Genomic DNA, 15618 nt, shown 5'->3' with positions numbered 1-15618 from the left:
CGCGCATCGCAGACGGAAGCGAAAGAGGCTGAGTCCTATGCTTTATTTCACGATCAGGCGCCTGGGCCTGGCGCTGCTGGTGGCGCTGACGGTTTCGATCCTGGCGTTCCTGCTGCTGCACCTGTCGGGCGACCCGGCGCTGGCGCTGGCCGGCGAAGGCGCGCGCCAGGCCGACATCGAAATGATCCGCAAGACCTACGGCCTGGACCGGCCGCTGGCCGTGCAGTATGCGGACTGGCTCTGGCACATCCTGCAGGGCGACTTCGGCACCTCGGTGTATTTCAAGACCGAAGCCGGGCCGCTGATCCTGTCCAAGCTGGAGACCACGCTGATGCTGGGCCTGGCCGCGCTGGGCTTCGCGCTGCTGGTGTCGATTCCGCTAGGCGTGCTGGCCGCGCTGTACAAGGACAGCCTGGTCGACCGCTTCTGCCTGGCCGTGGCGGTGCTGGGCCAGGCGCTGCCGAATTTCTTTTTCGCGCTGATCCTCATCATGCTGTTCTCGATCACGCTGCGCCTGCTGCCGGTCTCGGGCAGCGGCAGCTGGCAGCACTTCGTGATGCCGGCCATCGCGCTGGGCTATTACGTGGCGCCGGCCTTCATGCGGCTGATCCGCGCCGGCATGATCGAGGTGCTGGCCGCCGACTACATCCGCACCGCGCGGGCCAAGGGCCTGCCGGCGCGCAAGATCGTTTTCAAGCATGCGCTGCGCAACGCCATCGTGCCGGTGGTGGCGCTGGCGGCGGTGCAGCTGGGCTACCTGCTGGGCGGCTCGGTGGTCATCGAGACCATCTTCGCGCTGGACGGCCTGGGCTACCTGGCCTACCAGAGCATCACCTACAAGGACTATCCGGTAATGCAGCTGATCGTGCTGCTGCTGTCCGTGCTGTACGTGCTGCTGACGCTGGCCTCCGATATCGCCAACGCCTGGCTCGATCCGCGCATCCGGGTGTCCTGACATGAGCGCGCCCATCCTCACTCCCGCCGTGCCCGCCGCGCCCCCGGAACTGTCCGTCTCCGCCCTGCGCTGGCGGCGGCTGCGGCGCAACAAGGCGCTGCTGGCCGGCGGCGGCATCCTGCTGGCCATCGTGCTGATCGCGCTGCTGGCGCCATGGATCTCGCCGCACGATCCGTATTACCAGGACCTCGCCTACCGCACCGCGCCGCCGGTCTGGTATGCCAAGGGCACCTGGCTGCATCCGCTGGGCACCGACCAGCTGGGCCGCGACTATCTCTCGCGCCTGTTCTACGGCGCGCGCATCTCGCTGCTGATCGGCGTCAGCGTGGCGCTGATCTCCGGCCTGATCGGCACCGCTCTGGGCATGGCGGCCGGCTACTTCGGCGGCAAGACCGACATGGCCGTGTCCTTCCTCATCACCACCCGCCTGTCCATGCCCGTGATCCTGGTGGCGCTGGCCACGGTGGCCATCGTCGGCGGTTCGCTATGGGTCGTGATCCTGGTGCTGGGGCTGCTCAAGTGGGACCGCTACGCGGTCGTCATGCGCAGCGCCACCCAGCAGGTCCGCTCGCTGGAATACGTGGCCGCGGCGCAGGCCGCCGGCGCCTCCACCTGGCGCATCGTGCGCGGCGAAGTGCTGCCCAACGTGGTGCCGCAGCTGATCGTGATCGCCACGCTGGAGGCGGCCAGCGCGATCCTGCTGGAGGCTTCGCTGTCGTTCCTGGGCCTGGGCGTGCAGCCGCCGCTGCCGTCCTGGGGCCTGATGATCTCGGAGGCCAAGGCCTATATGTTCTTCTCGTTCTGGCTGATCGCCATACCCGGCTCCGCGCTGGCGCTGCTGATCTTCGCCATCAACCTGGCCGGCGACGGGCTGCACCAGCTCCTCGCGCCGGAAGAGAGGTCCTGAGATGAGCGGCACGGATATCGTCCTCGACGTGCAGGGGCTGACCGTCGACATCGCCACGCCGCGCGGACCGCTGCATGCGGTGCGCGACGTGTCCTTCCAGGTCAGGCGCGGCGAAACGCTGTGCCTGGTCGGCGAATCGGGCTGCGGCAAGTCCATGACCTCGCTGGCCATCATGGGCCTGCTGCCCAAGGCCGCCCAGCGCCGCACGCGGCGCCTCGCCGTGCTGGGCGAGGATCTGTCGGCCGCCCGCGCGCGCCGCGTCAACGCGCTGCGCGGCAGCAAGATGGCGATGATCTTCCAGGAGCCCATGACGGCGCTCAACCCCGCCTACGCCATCGGCGACCAGCTGACCGAACACTATGTCCACCACTGCAAGGCGGGCCAGCGGCAGGCGCGCGACCGCGCGGTCGAATTGCTGGAGAAGGTCGGCATCGCCTCGGCCGCGCAGCGGCTGGGCCAGTATCCGCACCAGCTTTCCGGCGGGCTGCGCCAGCGCGTGATGATCGCGATGGCGCTGATGTGCGGGCCCGAACTGCTGATCGCCGACGAGCCCAGCACCGCGCTGGACGTCACCATCCAGGCGCAGATCCTGCGGCTGCTGGCCGAGCTGCAGGCCGAGCTGGGCATCGCCATGGTGCTGATCACCCACGACCTGGGCGTGGTCGCGCGCATCGCGCGGCAGGTGGCCGTCATGTACGCCGGCCAGATCGTCGAGGAAGGGCCGGTGGCCGAACTCTTCGCCGCGCCCCGCCATCCCTATACCCAGGGGCTGCTGGGCTGCATCCCCGTGCCCGGACGCACGCCGCCGGGCGCGGCGCTGGGCACCATCCCCGGCGTGGTGCCGGCGCTGGTGGGCGAGCTCGAAGGCTGCGCCTTTTTCGAACGCTGCCCCCATGCGCAGCCGCGCTGCCGCCAGGCGGTGCCGGTGCATGGCCTGGACACGGGGCAGCGCTGGCGCTGCGTGCTGCATCCAGAGGGAGGCCGGGCATGAGCGCGTTGCTGCAAGCCGAAGGCGTCAGCCGCCAGTTCTCGGTGCGCGCCGGCATGTTCCGCCCGCGCAGCACCCTGCACGCGGTCAACGGCGTGGACCTGGCGGTCGAGCGCGGCGCGGTGCTGGGCATCGTCGGCGAATCGGGCTGCGGCAAGTCCACGCTGGCCCGCATGCTGCTGGGGCTGACGCCGCCCACCCAGGGCGCGGTGCGGCTCGACGGCCAGGACATCCGCGGCCTGAACCGGCGCGCGCTGGCGCGCCGCGTGCAGCCGGTGTTCCAGGACCCGTACTCCTCGCTGAACCCGCGGCGCACCATCGCCTCCATCGTCTCGCTGCCGCTGGAAGTGCACGGCATCGCCAACCCCAGGCAGCACAAGGCCATCGAAATGCTGGAGCGCGTGGGCCTGCCGCCGCGCCTGGCGCACAACACCCCGGGGCAGTTGTCCGGCGGCCAGCGCCAGCGCGTGGCCATCGCGCGCGCGCTGGTCATGCATCCCGAAATCGTCATCTGCGACGAGCCCACCTCGGCCCTGGACGTGTCGGTGCAGGCCCAGATCCTGAACCTGCTGATGGACCTGCGGCGCGAATTCAACCTGACCTATGTCTTCATCAGCCACAACCTGGCCGTGGTGGAGCACATCGCCACCCACGTGGCCGTGATGTACCTGGGCCGGGTGGTGGAATCCGCCGCCACCGCCCGCCTGTTCCACGAGCCGCGCCATCCCTACACCCAGGCGCTGCTGGCCTCGGTGCTCACGCCCGAACCGGGCCTGGGCATCCCCGACATGGGCCTGGGCCTATCCTTTCCCGATCCGCTGCGCCCGCCGGCGGGCTGCCCGTTCCACCCGCGCTGCCAGCACGCGATGGACCAGTGCAAGACCGAACGCCCCGCGCTGGCGCAGCGCGGGCAGGCCCTGGTGGCCTGCCATCTCTATCCTTCCGATCCCCAGCATGGAGCCCGCCCATCATGACCCGCGCAGACGCCCTCGCCCAGGCCCAGCAATGCTTCGATTCCGGCGCCTTCCGCGCGCTGCTGGCGCGCCGCCTGGCCATGCCCACCGAAAGCCAGAACCCCGAACGCGCGGCCGTGCTGGCCGACTACCTGGACGCCGAAATCCGGCCGGCCTTCGAAGCCCTGGGCTTCACCTGCCGCACGCTGACGCATCCCAAGGCGCTGGCGCCGTTCCTGTACGCCGAGCGCATCGAAGACCCCGCCCTGCCCACCGTGCTGGGCTACGGCCACGGCGACGTCATACGCGGGCTGGAGCGGGAATGGAAGCAAGGCCTGTCGCCCTGGGGCCTGACCGAATCCGAAGGCCGCTGGTACGGCCGCGGCATCGCCGACAACAAGGGCCAGCACAGCATCAATATGGAAGCGCTGCGGCTGGTGCTGGAGACGCGCGGCCGGCTCGGATTCAACGCCAAATACCTGATCGAGATGGGCGAGGAAACCGGCTCCATGGGCCTGCGGGAACTGTGCGAAGCGCACCGCGATCTGCTCGCGGCCGACCTGCTCATCGCCTCCGACGGGCCGCGCCTGAGCGCCGAGCGGCCCACGGTATTCCTGGGCGCGCGCGGCAGCCTGAACTTCGACCTCAGCATCGAGGCGCGCGCCGGCGGCCATCATTCGGGCAACTGGGGCGGGCTGATCTCCAACCCCGGCATCCAGCTGGCGCACGCGATTTCCACGCTGGTCTCGCCCACCGGCCAGATCCGCGTGCCGGAATGGGTGCCCGCGGAACTGCCGCCGGCGGTGCGCCGCGCCCTGGCCGACTGCCAGGTCGACGGCGGCGCCGACGGCCCGGAGATCGAACCCGGCTGGGGCGAGCCCGGCCTGTCGCCGGCCGAACGCGTGTTCGGCTGGTGCTCGTTCGAAGTGCTGGCCTACAAGACCGGCAACCCCGACACCCCCGTCAACGCCATCCCGCCGCGCGCCTGGGCGCGCTGCCAGCTGCGCTTCGTGGTCGGCGTGGACCCCGACGAACTCATCCCCGCCCTGCGCCGCCACCTGGACCGCCAGGGCTTTCCCATGGTCCAGATCGCGCTCACCCGCGAAAGCATGTTCCGCGCCACCCGCATCGACCCGGAAGACCCGTGGGTGCGCTGGGCGGTGGAATCGCTGGAGCGCACCGTCGGCGTCAAGGCCGCGGTGCTGCCCAACCTGGGCGGCTCGCTGCCCAACGACATCTTCACCGACGTGCTGGGCCTGCGCACGATCTGGGTGCCGCATTCCTATCCGGGCTGCTCCCAGCACGCGCCCAACGAACACCTGCCGCCGGAGCTGCTGCGCCAGGCGCTCGGATTGATGACGGGACTGTACTGGGACCTCGGCGCGGGCGGCACGCCGGCGCTGGCGCGCTGAACTCAGGGCGCGGACCGCGCCGCCGACAGCGGCTGGACCGCCAGGCGCAGGCCCATCGCCTTGAGTATGGCGATCAGGCTGCTCAACGCCGGATTGCCCTGGGGCGATAACGTGCGATAAAGCTGGGTCGGATTCAGGCGGGCCTGCTCGGCCACCGCCTGCACGCCGCCGTAGGCGCGCGCGAGCTGGCGCAGCACGATCAGCAACTCGGCCTGCTCGCCGTCCTGGAGAATGTCATTGATGACTTCCAGCGCAAGCGTCGGATCGTTGCGGTATAGCTCCGCCATTGCTTCGTCATGGGCTCTGCTTTTCATTCGTCGGTTCTCCGTTGCCAGTCTTGCCAGCACTGCACTGCGCGCTCGATATCCGCGTGCTGCGTACGTTTGTCGCCACCGCACAGCAGCAAAACCAGCCGTTGACCTGACATGGCGTAGTACACCCGATAGCCCCGCCCTGCATCGATACGCAGCTCCCAGACGCCATCACGGCAAAACTTGTGATCACCGAAATTGCCATGTTCGGTGCGTGCCACCCGGCGAATAATCGCGACCTTGGCCCGGATGTCGCGCAGACGCCGCAACCAATCGATGTAAAGATCCTTGTGCCCGTCAGTCAGGTAGTGCTCGATTCGATACATGGTCATTTTCGTTTATAGACGAATATCAGTCAAGCATGAGGCCTCAAGCACGCGTCCCAGGCCTCGCTTCGGCCTGAACATAGCCTATGGATATCGTGCTGTCCGACGAAGTGTGAGCATTTCGTCCAGCCGGCGCGCTCCCCGCGGCCGTCCACAGACGAAAAAAAAGCCTCCTGCTAGGAGGCGGGCTGGGGCGGCAGCCGTATTCGCATGCCTTCCAACAGCAGGTCCGTGATGAAGTCCGCCAGGCGCTCGCGCTGTTCGGCGTCGGGGGTCTGGCGGGTGAAGCGTTCGATGATGCCCATGAGCGACTGCGCGAACCAGTCGGCGCGCGGCTGCGTGCGCAACAGGCCCGCCTGCTGCTCGGCCCGCACGTTGTCGGCGAGCATCGCCACCAGTTCGTCCTTCAGGGCCTCGGCCGACGCCGCCTGGAAGAAGCCGATGCGGGTCAGGTTGGGATCTTCCTGCAGGATGTCCAGCAGCCCGCCCACGCCCTGGCGGATGCGGCCGGCCAGTTCGGCCTCGGGCAGGTCGTCCGGCAGGCGCGCCTGGCCGATGGCCTGGCGCAAGCGCTGCATGAACATGTCCACCAGCTCGTCGTACGCGGCCTGCTTGCTGCTGAAGTACTGGTAGAAGACCGGCTGCGTCACGCCGGCGCGGGCGACGATGTCGCTGATCCGGGTGTGCTGGAACCCGCGTTGCGCGAACTCCGCCGCCGCGACCGCCAGAAGCTGCAGCCGGGTGCGCTTGCCTTTGGTGAGACGCTCGTCTTGCGACGCAGGAGAAGGTGGTAACGTGATCATCGCGAGAAAATACTACCTATCAACAGTTTTAGCCACTGCCAACCCCCTACCGGACCGCCGTCCGGCCAGCCGATGAGATTGCCGTTACGCATCCTGCCCGCCGCCCCCGTTCTTGCCCTCGCGCTCGCCAGCGCCGGCTGCGTTCCCTACCCCGTCTACAAGACCCTGCAACCCGAAGCGCGCCTTACCGTGCTGGACGAGGCCGAGCGGCCCGTGGCGGATGCCCGCGTGGTGCTGATCAGCAGCGCATACCCCTACGGCCGCGAACGCTTTCGCAACGAAACGCGCAGCGCCGCCGACGGCGCGGCGGCGTTTCCCGCGATCCGCGAATGGCGCGCGGAATCGATGATGCTGCACGGCGCGCAGACCTATTTCTGGAACTGGTGCGTGGAAAAAACCGGCTATGAAACCTACGAAACCATGAACCGCGAGCCTGACGGTTTCGAGCCGCGCGCGCAGGTGCGCCTGCGGGCCGGCGAGTCGCGCTCATGCAACAGCGCGCAACCGCCCCTGACGCCGCGCCCGCAGCCCTGAAACGGCTTGAAATCCCGGTAGCGCTTGCGACAACCCGTGACGCCCGCGCAGCAGTAAAGTATTGATGTTGCCTCTTGCCGCGCGCCATGCCGGCCGGGGCGATCCAGGAGCAGAATCATGAATCGGTTTTCGGTCCGCGCCACGGCGCTGGCCTTGGCGCTGGCGGTGGTCAGCGCGCCCGCGCTGGCCGGCGGCAGGCACGGCGGCGGTTATTGGGGCGGCGGCCACCACGGCGGCTATGGCGGCTACGGCGGCGGTTATCACCACTATCACGGCGGCGGCGGAAGCAGCTCCGACGGCTGGTGGGTGGGCGGCGCGTTCGCGCTGGCCGCGATCGGCCTGCTGCTGGCGGCGGACTCGGGGCCTTCCTACGCGCAGGCCGGCGTCTATGCGCCGGGCGTGGGCTATACCACCCCGCCGGTCTACGGCGCGCCGACCTATCCGGACTCCGTGTACGAGACGCCGCAATATCAGCCTCCCGAGCCGCAATACATCCCGCCGCCGCAATACGAACAGGCCGCGCCCATGGGCTCGCCCCAGGCCGGCGCCAGCAGCGATTGCCAGCGCTGGGCCATGAACCAGAGCGGCTACGACCCGGCGCACATCTCGCAATGGACCACGCAGGTCTCGGTGGACACCTACAACCGCATGCTGCAATCCTGCATGGCAGCGGGCCGCGAGTACACCAACTAGGTTGCCAATCCCGCAGCCAGCGCCAGCGCGCGCTGCAAAAACGCAGACTGGTCATCCTTGCGGTAGCTCACGATCACCGGCGACACGAACGCATCGCCTTCGATCCGCACGTGGGCCACGTCCTGCCGTTGTAAGCGCTGCACCGAGGCCGGCACCACTGACACGCCCACGCCCGCGGCCACCAGGCCTATCGCGGTCTGCAGCTCGTTGGCCTCCTGTTCGACCTGCAGCGCGTAGCCCGCGGCGCGGAATAGCCCCAGCACATGGTCCGCAAAGTTCGGCCGCGGCCGCGCCGGATACAGCACGAACGGTTCCTGCGCCAGGCGTTGCGCCGACACGCTGCCCATCGCCGCCAATGGATGATGCAGCGGCACGGCGGCCATCAATGGTTCGGTCATCAGCACCCGGCGTTCGATCGCCGGATCATCCAGCAGGATCCGGCCGATACCTAGATCGATGCGCCCTGTTTTTAGCGCTTCCAATTGCGGCAGCGTGGTCATTTCCGCCAAGCCGACGTCCACCTTGGGATCGGCGCTGCGCAATTGGCGGATCAGCTCGGGCACGAAGCCATACAGGGTAGACGGAACAAAACCGATGCCGAACCAGCGTCGCTGCGTTTGCCCCAGACGGCGCGTGCCTTCCAGCACTTCTTCCAGCCGGGCGGTCAACAGCCGCGATTGCTCCAGCAGGAAGCGCCCGGCTTCCGTCAGCCGCAAGGCGCGGGTAGTGCGTTCGAACAGTTGCACCCCCAGTTCTTCCTCGAACTGGCGGATCTGACGGCTCAGCGGCGGCTGGGCAATATGCAGCCGGGCGGCGGCACGCGTGAAGCTCCCCTCTTCCGCCACTGCCTGGAAGTATCTTAGGTGTCTGAGTTGCATGGCATATTTATACCCAATAGATATCAATAGGAAGCCATATAGTCTTGGACTCAAGCGGAAAGCGCAAGTCATACTGCCCCTGTCATGTCATTTCTGATAATAAAAGTATGAATCTGCCAAGCATTCTCTCGGTTCAGGCCATTCTGGTGGATCTGCCCACCATCCGCGCCCATCAACTGGCCATGGCGGTCATGCAGCGGCAAACGCTCGTGATCGTGCGCCTGACGTGCAGCGACGGCATCGAAGGCATCGGTGAAGCCACCACCATTGGCGGCCTGTCTTACGGTGAAGAGAGCCCCGAAGGCATCAAGCTGGCAATCGATACCTATCTGGCTCCGGCACTGACCGGCCTGGACGCCACCAACATCCACGCGGCCATGCAGCACCTGGAAAAGGTGGCCCGCGGCAATCGCTTCGCCAAGTCCGCATTGGAAACCGCGCTGCTGGACGCCCAGGGCAAGCGGCTGAACGTGCCGGTTTCGACCCTGCTGGGCGGCGCCGTGCGCCCCCGTCTGCCGGTGCTCTGGACGCTGGCCAGCGGCGATACCGCCCGTGACATCGAGGAAGCCGAGTCGCTGCTGCAAAGCCGCCGCCACAATACGTTCAAACTGAAGGTGGGCCGCCGCGCCGTGTCGCAAGACGTGGCGCACGTGTCGCGCATCAAGCAGGCGCTGGGCGACCGCGCCCGCGTGACGGTGGACGTGAACCAGGCCTGGAACGAGGCCGATGCGGCCGGCGCCATCGCGCGGCTGGAAGCGGCGGGCGTGGACCTGATCGAACAACCCATAGCCCGCGCCAACCTGGCCGGGATGGCCCGGCTGGCCGCGCGCTTCGTCGTCCCGATCATGGCGGACGAAGCCGTAAATGGCCCGGAAGACGCGCTGGACATCGCGCGCCAAGGCGCGGCCGACGTGCTGGCGTTGAAGATCGCCAAGTCGGGCGGCCTGCACGAGATGCTGCGCACTGCGGCGGTGGGCGATGCCGCCGGCATGTCGCTATACGGCGGCACGATGCTGGAAGGCTCGGTGGGATCGATCGCGTCGGCGCACGGCTTTGCCTGCCTGCCGCGCCTGTCTTGGGGCACCGAACTGTTCGGTCCGCTGCTGCTGAAGGACGACATCGTCGTCAATCCGCCGCGCTACGCCGATTTCGAACTGGAACTTCCCGACGGCCCCGGCCTGGGGCTGACGCTGGACGAAGACAAGCTGAATTTCTACCGGCGGGACCGCTGACGGACCGCAGACACGCGACATCCGGCCGCGCCCGCCTCGAAGGGCGCACCCACAATAATTCATGCACTACGGAGACGACCATGCGCCACCTGTTCAAACCCTTTGCCCGCGTCATCCTGGCCCTATCGCTCTTGGGCGGCGCGTCCGCCGCGCTGGCCGACGGCTACCCTGACCGTCCGGTCAAATGGATCGTGCCCTTCCCGCCGGGAGGCGCCATGGACAGCATCGCCCGCACGCTGGGCGAATCCATGGGCAAGCAGCTGAACACGTCAGTCATCGTCGAGAATCGCGCCGGCGCGGGCGGCAACATCGGCGCGGCCTCGGTCGCGCGCGCCAAGCCCGACGGCTACACGATCCTGATCGTGGCCAACGGCATGGCCGTCAATCCGGCGCTGTACGCCGACCTGAACTACGACCCCATCAAGGACTTCGCACCTATCTCGCTCTTGGCCGTGGTGCCCAACGTACTGGTCACCAATCCGGCCCGCACCGGCGCGACCAGCGTGCAGGACGTGATCGCCAAGGCGAAAGCCCGGCCCGGCCACTACACCTACGCCTCGGCCGGCGTGGGCACGTCGATCCATCTGGCGGGCGAACTCTTCGTATCGATGACGGGCGTCGACATGCTGCACGTGCCCTACAAGGGCAGCGGCCCGGCCGTGGCGGATTTGCTGGGCGGCCAGGTGGACTACATGTTCGACAGCATCACGTCCGCCAAGCCGCACATCGTCAGCGGCAAGCTGCGCGCGCTGGCCGTCACCACGGCCAAGCGCTCCGCCGCCCTGCCTGACGTGCCGACCCTGCGGGAAGCCGGCGTGCCGGGCTACGAACTGATGCCCTGGTTCGCGGCGTTCGCCCCCGCCGGCACCCCGCCGGAAGTGGTGGCCAGGCTGAACGAAGCCATGCGCAATGCGTTAGTGGAACCGAAGGTGAAGGCAACCCTGGATTCGATCGGCGCGGAGTCTATCGGAAGCAGCCCGGACGCACTGCGCGACCATCTGGCCAAGGAAACCACGCAGTGGAAGGCCCTGGTCAAGGAACGCAACATCAAGATCAACTGATGCACCGGGACAGGCCCTGCGGCGACGGCTGCGGGCGCCGACACCTACAACCGCATGCTGCAATCCTGCATGACCGACCGCGGAACGGCGCGCTAAGCGCCGTCGCCCGCCTCCAGGCGCGCCAGCCAGTCCCGGGCTTCGCGCCACTGGTGTTCGCTGAACACGCGCACGCCCGCCTGCGCAAGCAGTTCGGCCGTCACGCCCGAGCCGGGGATCTTGTTGCCGGCGAAATGGCCGTCGTACACATAACCGCTGCCGCAGGACGGGCTGCCCTCCTTGAGCACCGCGACCCGGATGGCATGGCGGCGCGCTGCCGCCAGCGCCTCGCGCGCGCCTTGCACGAAGGGCGCGGTCACGTCCTCTCCCGACACCGCCACGATGCGGGCGCGGCCGGCCAGCACCGTCGCCGCCGCGGCGCCCGGCTCGATCTCGGCGGGCGGACGCGGCACGGGCAGGCCGCCGGCGACCTCGGGACAGACGGCCACCACGCGGCCCTGCTTTAGCCAGCGCGCCAGCACCGCGTTGTCGTGCGAGACGGCGCGCGCGTCGTAGCGCACCGGCTTGCCCAGCAGGCAGGAACTGACCAGCACGTATTCCATACGCAATTCCGGCAGGCTCAGGAGGATTCCTCGGCCGCCTTGCGCGTCCGCCGCGGGGCGGCGGTCTTGCGGGCCGTCTTGCGCGCGGGCTTGGCGGCCGGCTCGGCCTCGGCAGGCGCGGCGGCCGCGGGTTCGGCGGCGGTCGCTTGCGCCTTGGCCTCGGCGGCCTTGGGCGTGGTCTTGCGGGCGCCGCGGGCGCGCTTGGCGGGGGCTGGCGCGGGTTCCGCCGCCGGCTCCTCGATCTGCGGCGACGGCTTGACGAAGGTCCATTCCGTCACGTCGACCACGGGCGGCGGTGCGACCACGGCCATAGGCTGGCGCTGCGGCGGAGCGGGCTTGGGGATGGGCGGCAGTTGCGCGGCGACGGCAGGGGGCGCCGCGTCGGCCGGCCTGGGGGCCTCCGGCTGCGCATAGGCCTCGGCCGCAGCCGGGGCGGATTCTTCGCGCGGGGCGGCGTCGGGCTTCTGGCCCGCGCCCCGGCCGGACGTCTTGCGCCCGCCCCGGGCATTGCGGGCCGGCCTGGCGCCGGCGGCTTCCGGCGCCGCGGCGGCGGACGGCGCTTCGGCGGCGTCGCTGGCTTGCGCGCGCGCCGCAGGACGCCCGGCCGGCTCGCCGCCGGCGCTGTCGCGGTACACATAAGTGCCGGATTTTTCCTCGCGGCCCACTTCCAGGAAACCGCGCGACTGCGCCTCTTCCAGCAGGTTGCCGAAGGCCCGGAAGCCGTAGTAGGACTCGTTGAAATCCGGCTTGCGGCGCTTGAGCGCGTCCTTCAGCGCCGAGGCCCAGATCTTGCCGCTGTCGCCGCGCTCGGCCACCAGCGCCTCGAAGGTCTCGACCACCATCTCGACGGCCTGGGTCCGGCGCGCCTCCTGCTCTTCCTTGCGGCGGCGTTCCTCGTCGGGCGTGCGGCGCTGGCCGCCGTTGGCGCCGCGGTTGTCGCGGCGGGCCTCGGCGGCGCGCTGTCCTTCGCGCGCCAGGTCGTCATAGAAAATGAATTCGTCGCAGTTGGCGATCAGCAGGTCGGAGGTGGACTGCTTCACGCCCACGCCGATCACCTTTTTGTCGTTCTCGCGCAGCTTGGACACCAGCGGCGAAAAATCGGAGTCGCCGCTGATGATCACGAAGGTGTTGACGTGCGACTTGGTGTAGCAGAAGTCCAGCGCGTCCACCACCAGCCGGATGTCGGCCGAATTCTTGCCCGACTGGCGCACGTGCGGGATCTCGATCAGCTCGAAATTGGCCTCGTGCATGGGAGCCTTGAATTCCTTGTAGCGCTCCCAGTCGCAATAGGCCTTCTTGACGACGATGCTGCCCTTGAGCAGCAGGCGTTCCAGCACGGGCCGGATGTCGAACTTGTGGAATTTGGTGTCGCGCACGCCCAGCGCCACGTTCTCGAAATCACAGAAAAGCGCCATGCTGACGCTTTCGTTGGGGTTGTTCATGTTTTGCTCCAGTTCGGCGGCGGCCGCCGGGCGAGGCGCCGCCAGATGCCGCTCATGATATACATATCCGCCGGTCCGCCCCCATTTTGACGGATCGCCAGGCAGCGCGGGCGCGCAGGCCAAGCCGATGCTTACGGCCTATTTCGCCCCGCTTTCCGGCCGATTGAGCGGCGCCGGTCCTGGCTAGAATTTCCCGAAATTCCGGCACTCCGCGCGCGGAGCGCCTTCGTTATCGGGCAAGATCCATGAATCCGTCTACCCTCATCGGCGCCGCCGTCGGCCTGTTCACCCTGGTCATCGTGGTGGCCCTGGCGGCCACCGACCCCAGCCTCTACATCAACCTGCCCGGGCTGGCCATCGTGCTCGGCGGCACCTGCGCGGCGCTGTTCATCGCCTATCCGCTGTCCGAGGTGGTGCGGATCTTCAAGCTGGTGCGCACCGTGTTCCGCAACGACCAGCACGACCAGCAGCGCGACATCGACGAACTGGTGACCATGGCCCAGCTCTGGATGAACACCGACGTGCGCAAGGTCGAAGAGGCGCTGAAAAAAGTCTCCAATCCCTTCCTGCGCACCGGCGTGCAGCTCATCATCGACAATACCCCGGAAGACCAGATCATCGAACTGCTGCAATGGCGCGTGGCGCGCCTGCGCGCCCGCGAACAGGCCGAAGCGCAGATGTTCCGCGTCATGGCCACCTTCGCGCCCGCCTTCGGCATGCTGGGCACCCTGGTCGGGCTGATCAACCTGATGTCGGTGCTGGGCGACGGCAGCATTCAGACCATCGGCCAGCAGCTGGCCATCGGCCTGATGACCACCTTCTACGGCATCCTGCTGGCCAACCTGGTGTGCAAGCCCATCGCCCTGAAACTGGAGCGCCGCACCGCGCGCCGCGTCGAATCCATGAACATGGTGTTGCAAGGCATCGCCATGATGTGCGAGAAGCGCGGCCCCGCCGTCGTGCGCGAAACGCTCAATTCCTTCGTCATGCACATCGAAGACGAAATCCATGACGGCGGCCTGCAGGAGCCGGCCCAGCCCAAGGCCGACGGCGCGGCCAAGCCCGCCGTCCGTTCCGTGCCCCTGGCCCGCCCGGCCGCCGCGCGCCAATGAGCCTGATCTCGCCCACCCTGGCCGAGCGGATCGAACAGGCCCGCCAGGCCGAGCTGCGCGCCCGCAAGGCGGCCGCCGGCGGCGCCTGGCGCCAGGGCAGAAGCGGCCGCCAGGACCGCTACGCCCGCTGGCACGTCGAGGACAACGTAGAACCGGAATCCGAACACTGGCTGCTCAGCTACCTGGATCTGATCACGCTGCTGCTGGCGCTGCTGGTCGTGCTGCTGGCGCTGACCCGCCTGCAGGGCCTGGCTTTCTTCGGCAACGAGCAGCCGGTGCAACTGGTCGGCTCGCTGGCCGCCAGCGGCCTGCCGGCCTATGAAGGCGAATATTCCGAATTCGACGCCGTGGCCATCCCGGCCAGCTGGGCCGAGCCGCCGGCCCCGGCCGCGCCGCCCGCGGCCGCCGTGGCCGACGCCGCGCCCGAGCAGGAAGGCGAGATCGTGGCCGAAGCCGCGCCGCCGCTGCGCGCGCCGTCCAAGGAATCGCTGGGCCTGGCCGACCTGGGCAACTCGGTCGACGTCATCATCAACGAACAATCGGTCAGCTTCCGCATCAGCAACGAACTGCTGTTCCCGTCCGGCCAGGCCACCCTCAGCCCGGCCGGGCTGGACGTCATCAAGCGCCTGGCCGGCATCCTCAACAAAAACGATTACCAGGTGTCCGTCGAAGGCCATAGCGACCCGGTGCCCATCCAGACCCGGCAGTTCGCCTCGAACTGGGAACTGTCCAGCAGCCGCGCCACCAGCGTGCTGCGCGAACTGGTGCGCGACGGCGTCGCGCCGCAGCGCCTGCGCGCGGTCGGCTACGCCGAAACCCGCCCGCTCGAATCCAACGACACCGCCGCGGGCCGCGCCGCCAACCGGCGCGTGGAACTGATCATGGATATCACTGCGCCGCAGAAGGCGGCGCAGGGTCCCGCCGCGCCGCGTTCCTGAACCGCCGTCCTCAATGGCGATGGCGGCCGTAAGAGCGATGGTGGCCGCGATAGCCGTCATCGCCGCGATAGCCGGCGCGCCGGTACGAATGATGGTCGCGGCCGCGGTCGCGGTCCCAGTGGCGTCGGCCGCCGCGGCGGTGGTCGTTATCGTCCGTCAGCACATTGCCCAGCACCCCGCCGGCCGCCGCGCCGCCCAGGGTGACCCAGGGATCGCCATCCGACAGCAACGCACCCGCCACGCCGCCCAGTCCGGCGCCGATGACGGTGTTGCGCGTCTCGCGGTCGGCCAGCGCCGTGGTGCTGACGCCCAGCGCCAGCGCGCCCGCAAGTACCGCTTGAATCAGTCGTTTGGTGATGGCCATGATTATTCTCCTGTAGCCGGCGTCCCCGCCCCACGGGGATCGCACGATCGGGACCCAAATTAGCATCGCCGCCGTGTGTCAGTCCTGCTGGCTGGGATACCGGGTGTATA

At 68.5% G+C, this 15618-nt stretch carries 18 protein-coding genes; 11 read left to right on the top strand and 7 right to left on the bottom strand.

Annotation, left to right across the window (positions count from 1 at the left end; translation table 11 throughout):
* Nucleotides 1-37 precede the first annotated feature (37 nt).
* The 5 genes from AC1IQ6_RS12380 to AC1IQ6_RS12360 are packed head-to-tail and all read left to right on the top strand — an operon-like array spanning nt 38 to nt 5215.
* Nucleotides 38-955, top strand: coding sequence for an ABC transporter permease (locus AC1IQ6_RS12380; protein WP_102776007.1), 918 nt, complete (start codon nt 38-40; stop codon nt 953-955).
* A 1-nt stretch (nt 956) separates the two neighbouring features.
* Complete coding sequence (locus AC1IQ6_RS12375) at nt 957-1862, top strand: ABC transporter permease (protein WP_102776006.1); 906 nt, start codon at nt 957-959, stop codon at nt 1860-1862.
* 1 nt (nt 1863) lies between these two features.
* Nucleotides 1864-2853 (top strand): ABC transporter ATP-binding protein, encoded by a 990-nt coding sequence (locus tag AC1IQ6_RS12370; RefSeq protein WP_102776005.1) that lies wholly within the window; start codon nt 1864-1866, stop codon nt 2851-2853.
* Nucleotides 2850-3824: an ABC transporter ATP-binding protein gene (locus tag AC1IQ6_RS12365; protein WP_485866432.1), complete on the top strand. Its 975-nt coding sequence runs from the start codon at nt 2850-2852 to the stop codon at nt 3822-3824. Before AC1IQ6_RS12370 ends, AC1IQ6_RS12365 begins: the two co-directional genes overlap by 4 nt.
* Nucleotides 3821-5215: a M20 family metallopeptidase gene (locus AC1IQ6_RS12360; protein ID WP_485866431.1), complete on the top strand. Its 1395-nt coding sequence runs from the start codon at nt 3821-3823 to the stop codon at nt 5213-5215. Before AC1IQ6_RS12365 ends, AC1IQ6_RS12360 begins: the two co-directional genes overlap by 4 nt.
* Before the next feature lie 2 nt (nt 5216-5217).
* Here AC1IQ6_RS12360 and AC1IQ6_RS12355 read toward each other — a convergent pair whose 3' ends face one another.
* The 3 genes from AC1IQ6_RS12355 to AC1IQ6_RS12345 all read right to left on the bottom strand — a co-directional run bounded on the left by AC1IQ6_RS12355 (nt 5218) and on the right by AC1IQ6_RS12345 (nt 6655).
* Entirely contained in the window at nt 5218-5529 is a 312-nt protein-coding gene (locus AC1IQ6_RS12355; protein WP_209166344.1) for a helix-turn-helix domain-containing transcriptional regulator, read from the bottom strand.
* Nucleotides 5526-5852, bottom strand: a complete 327-nt coding sequence (locus tag AC1IQ6_RS12350) for a type II toxin-antitoxin system RelE/ParE family toxin (protein WP_485866430.1) — start codon at nt 5850-5852, stop codon at nt 5526-5528. The genes AC1IQ6_RS12355 and AC1IQ6_RS12350 overlap by 4 nt, the downstream gene beginning before the upstream one ends.
* A gap of 176 nt (nt 5853-6028) precedes the next feature.
* Nucleotides 6029-6655 (bottom strand): TetR/AcrR family transcriptional regulator, encoded by a 627-nt coding sequence (locus AC1IQ6_RS12345; protein WP_102776001.1) that lies wholly within the window; start codon nt 6653-6655, stop codon nt 6029-6031.
* 72 nt (nt 6656-6727) lie between these two features.
* Here AC1IQ6_RS12345 and AC1IQ6_RS12340 point away from each other — a divergent pair, with 72 nt between their 5' ends.
* Both AC1IQ6_RS12340 and AC1IQ6_RS12335 read left to right on the top strand, forming a co-directional pair.
* On the top strand, nt 6728-7189 hold the full coding sequence (locus AC1IQ6_RS12340) for a carboxypeptidase regulatory-like domain-containing protein (RefSeq protein ID WP_111824958.1): 462 nt from the start codon (nt 6728-6730) through the stop codon (nt 7187-7189).
* 117 nt (nt 7190-7306) lie between these two features.
* The gene (locus AC1IQ6_RS12335; RefSeq protein WP_485866429.1) at nt 7307-7882 is read left to right on the top strand and encodes a hypothetical protein; all 576 of its coding nucleotides are present in this window, start codon (nt 7307-7309) and stop codon (nt 7880-7882) included.
* On the opposite strand, the gene AC1IQ6_RS12330 is transcribed toward AC1IQ6_RS12335, so the two are convergent.
* Nucleotides 7879-8760: a LysR family transcriptional regulator gene (locus AC1IQ6_RS12330; RefSeq protein ID WP_111824956.1), complete on the bottom strand. Its 882-nt coding sequence runs from the start codon at nt 8758-8760 to the stop codon at nt 7879-7881. The two genes, AC1IQ6_RS12335 and AC1IQ6_RS12330, sit on opposite strands and share 4 nt — an antisense overlap.
* A gap of 107 nt (nt 8761-8867) precedes the next feature.
* Here AC1IQ6_RS12330 and AC1IQ6_RS12325 point away from each other — a divergent pair, with 107 nt between their 5' ends.
* Nucleotides 8868-9992 carry a muconate/chloromuconate family cycloisomerase gene (locus AC1IQ6_RS12325; protein WP_111824955.1) on the top strand — a complete coding sequence of 375 codons (1125 nt, stop codon included), beginning with the start codon at nt 8868-8870 and terminating at the stop codon, nt 9990-9992.
* Between the two features lie 80 nt (nt 9993-10072).
* Entirely contained in the window at nt 10073-11053 is a 981-nt protein-coding gene (locus AC1IQ6_RS12320; RefSeq protein WP_485866428.1) for a Bug family tripartite tricarboxylate transporter substrate binding protein, read from the top strand.
* Between the two features lie 92 nt (nt 11054-11145).
* On the opposite strand, the gene AC1IQ6_RS12315 is transcribed toward AC1IQ6_RS12320, so the two are convergent.
* Both AC1IQ6_RS12315 and AC1IQ6_RS12310 read right to left on the bottom strand, forming a co-directional pair.
* Complete coding sequence (locus AC1IQ6_RS12315; RefSeq protein WP_485866427.1) at nt 11146-11652, bottom strand: 2-thiouracil desulfurase family protein; 507 nt, start codon at nt 11650-11652, stop codon at nt 11146-11148.
* 17 nt (nt 11653-11669) lie between these two features.
* A complete protein-coding gene (locus AC1IQ6_RS12310; protein WP_485866426.1) occupies nt 11670-13094 on the bottom strand; it encodes an NYN domain-containing protein in 1425 nt (474 codons plus the stop codon).
* Nucleotides 13095-13339: 245 nt separating this feature from the next.
* Between AC1IQ6_RS12310 and AC1IQ6_RS12305 the strand changes: the two genes are divergently transcribed.
* Both AC1IQ6_RS12305 and AC1IQ6_RS12300 read left to right on the top strand, forming a co-directional pair.
* Nucleotides 13340-14206, top strand: coding sequence for a motility protein A (locus AC1IQ6_RS12305; protein WP_111824951.1), 867 nt, complete (start codon nt 13340-13342; stop codon nt 14204-14206).
* A complete protein-coding gene (locus AC1IQ6_RS12300) occupies nt 14203-15144 on the top strand; it encodes an OmpA/MotB family protein (RefSeq protein WP_102775992.1) in 942 nt (313 codons plus the stop codon). Before AC1IQ6_RS12305 ends, AC1IQ6_RS12300 begins: the two co-directional genes overlap by 4 nt.
* A gap of 10 nt (nt 15145-15154) precedes the next feature.
* On the opposite strand, the gene AC1IQ6_RS12295 is transcribed toward AC1IQ6_RS12300, so the two are convergent.
* Nucleotides 15155-15508, bottom strand: a complete 354-nt coding sequence (locus tag AC1IQ6_RS12295) for a YMGG-like glycine zipper-containing protein (protein ID WP_479731660.1) — start codon at nt 15506-15508, stop codon at nt 15155-15157.
* Between the last annotated feature and the right edge of the window lie 110 nt (nt 15509-15618).

This window comes from Achromobacter sp. MUI-25009338 (assembly GCF_057359325.1).
The sequence above is the reverse complement of the archived record's forward strand: the minus strand, read 5'-3'. Positions and strand labels throughout refer to the sequence as shown.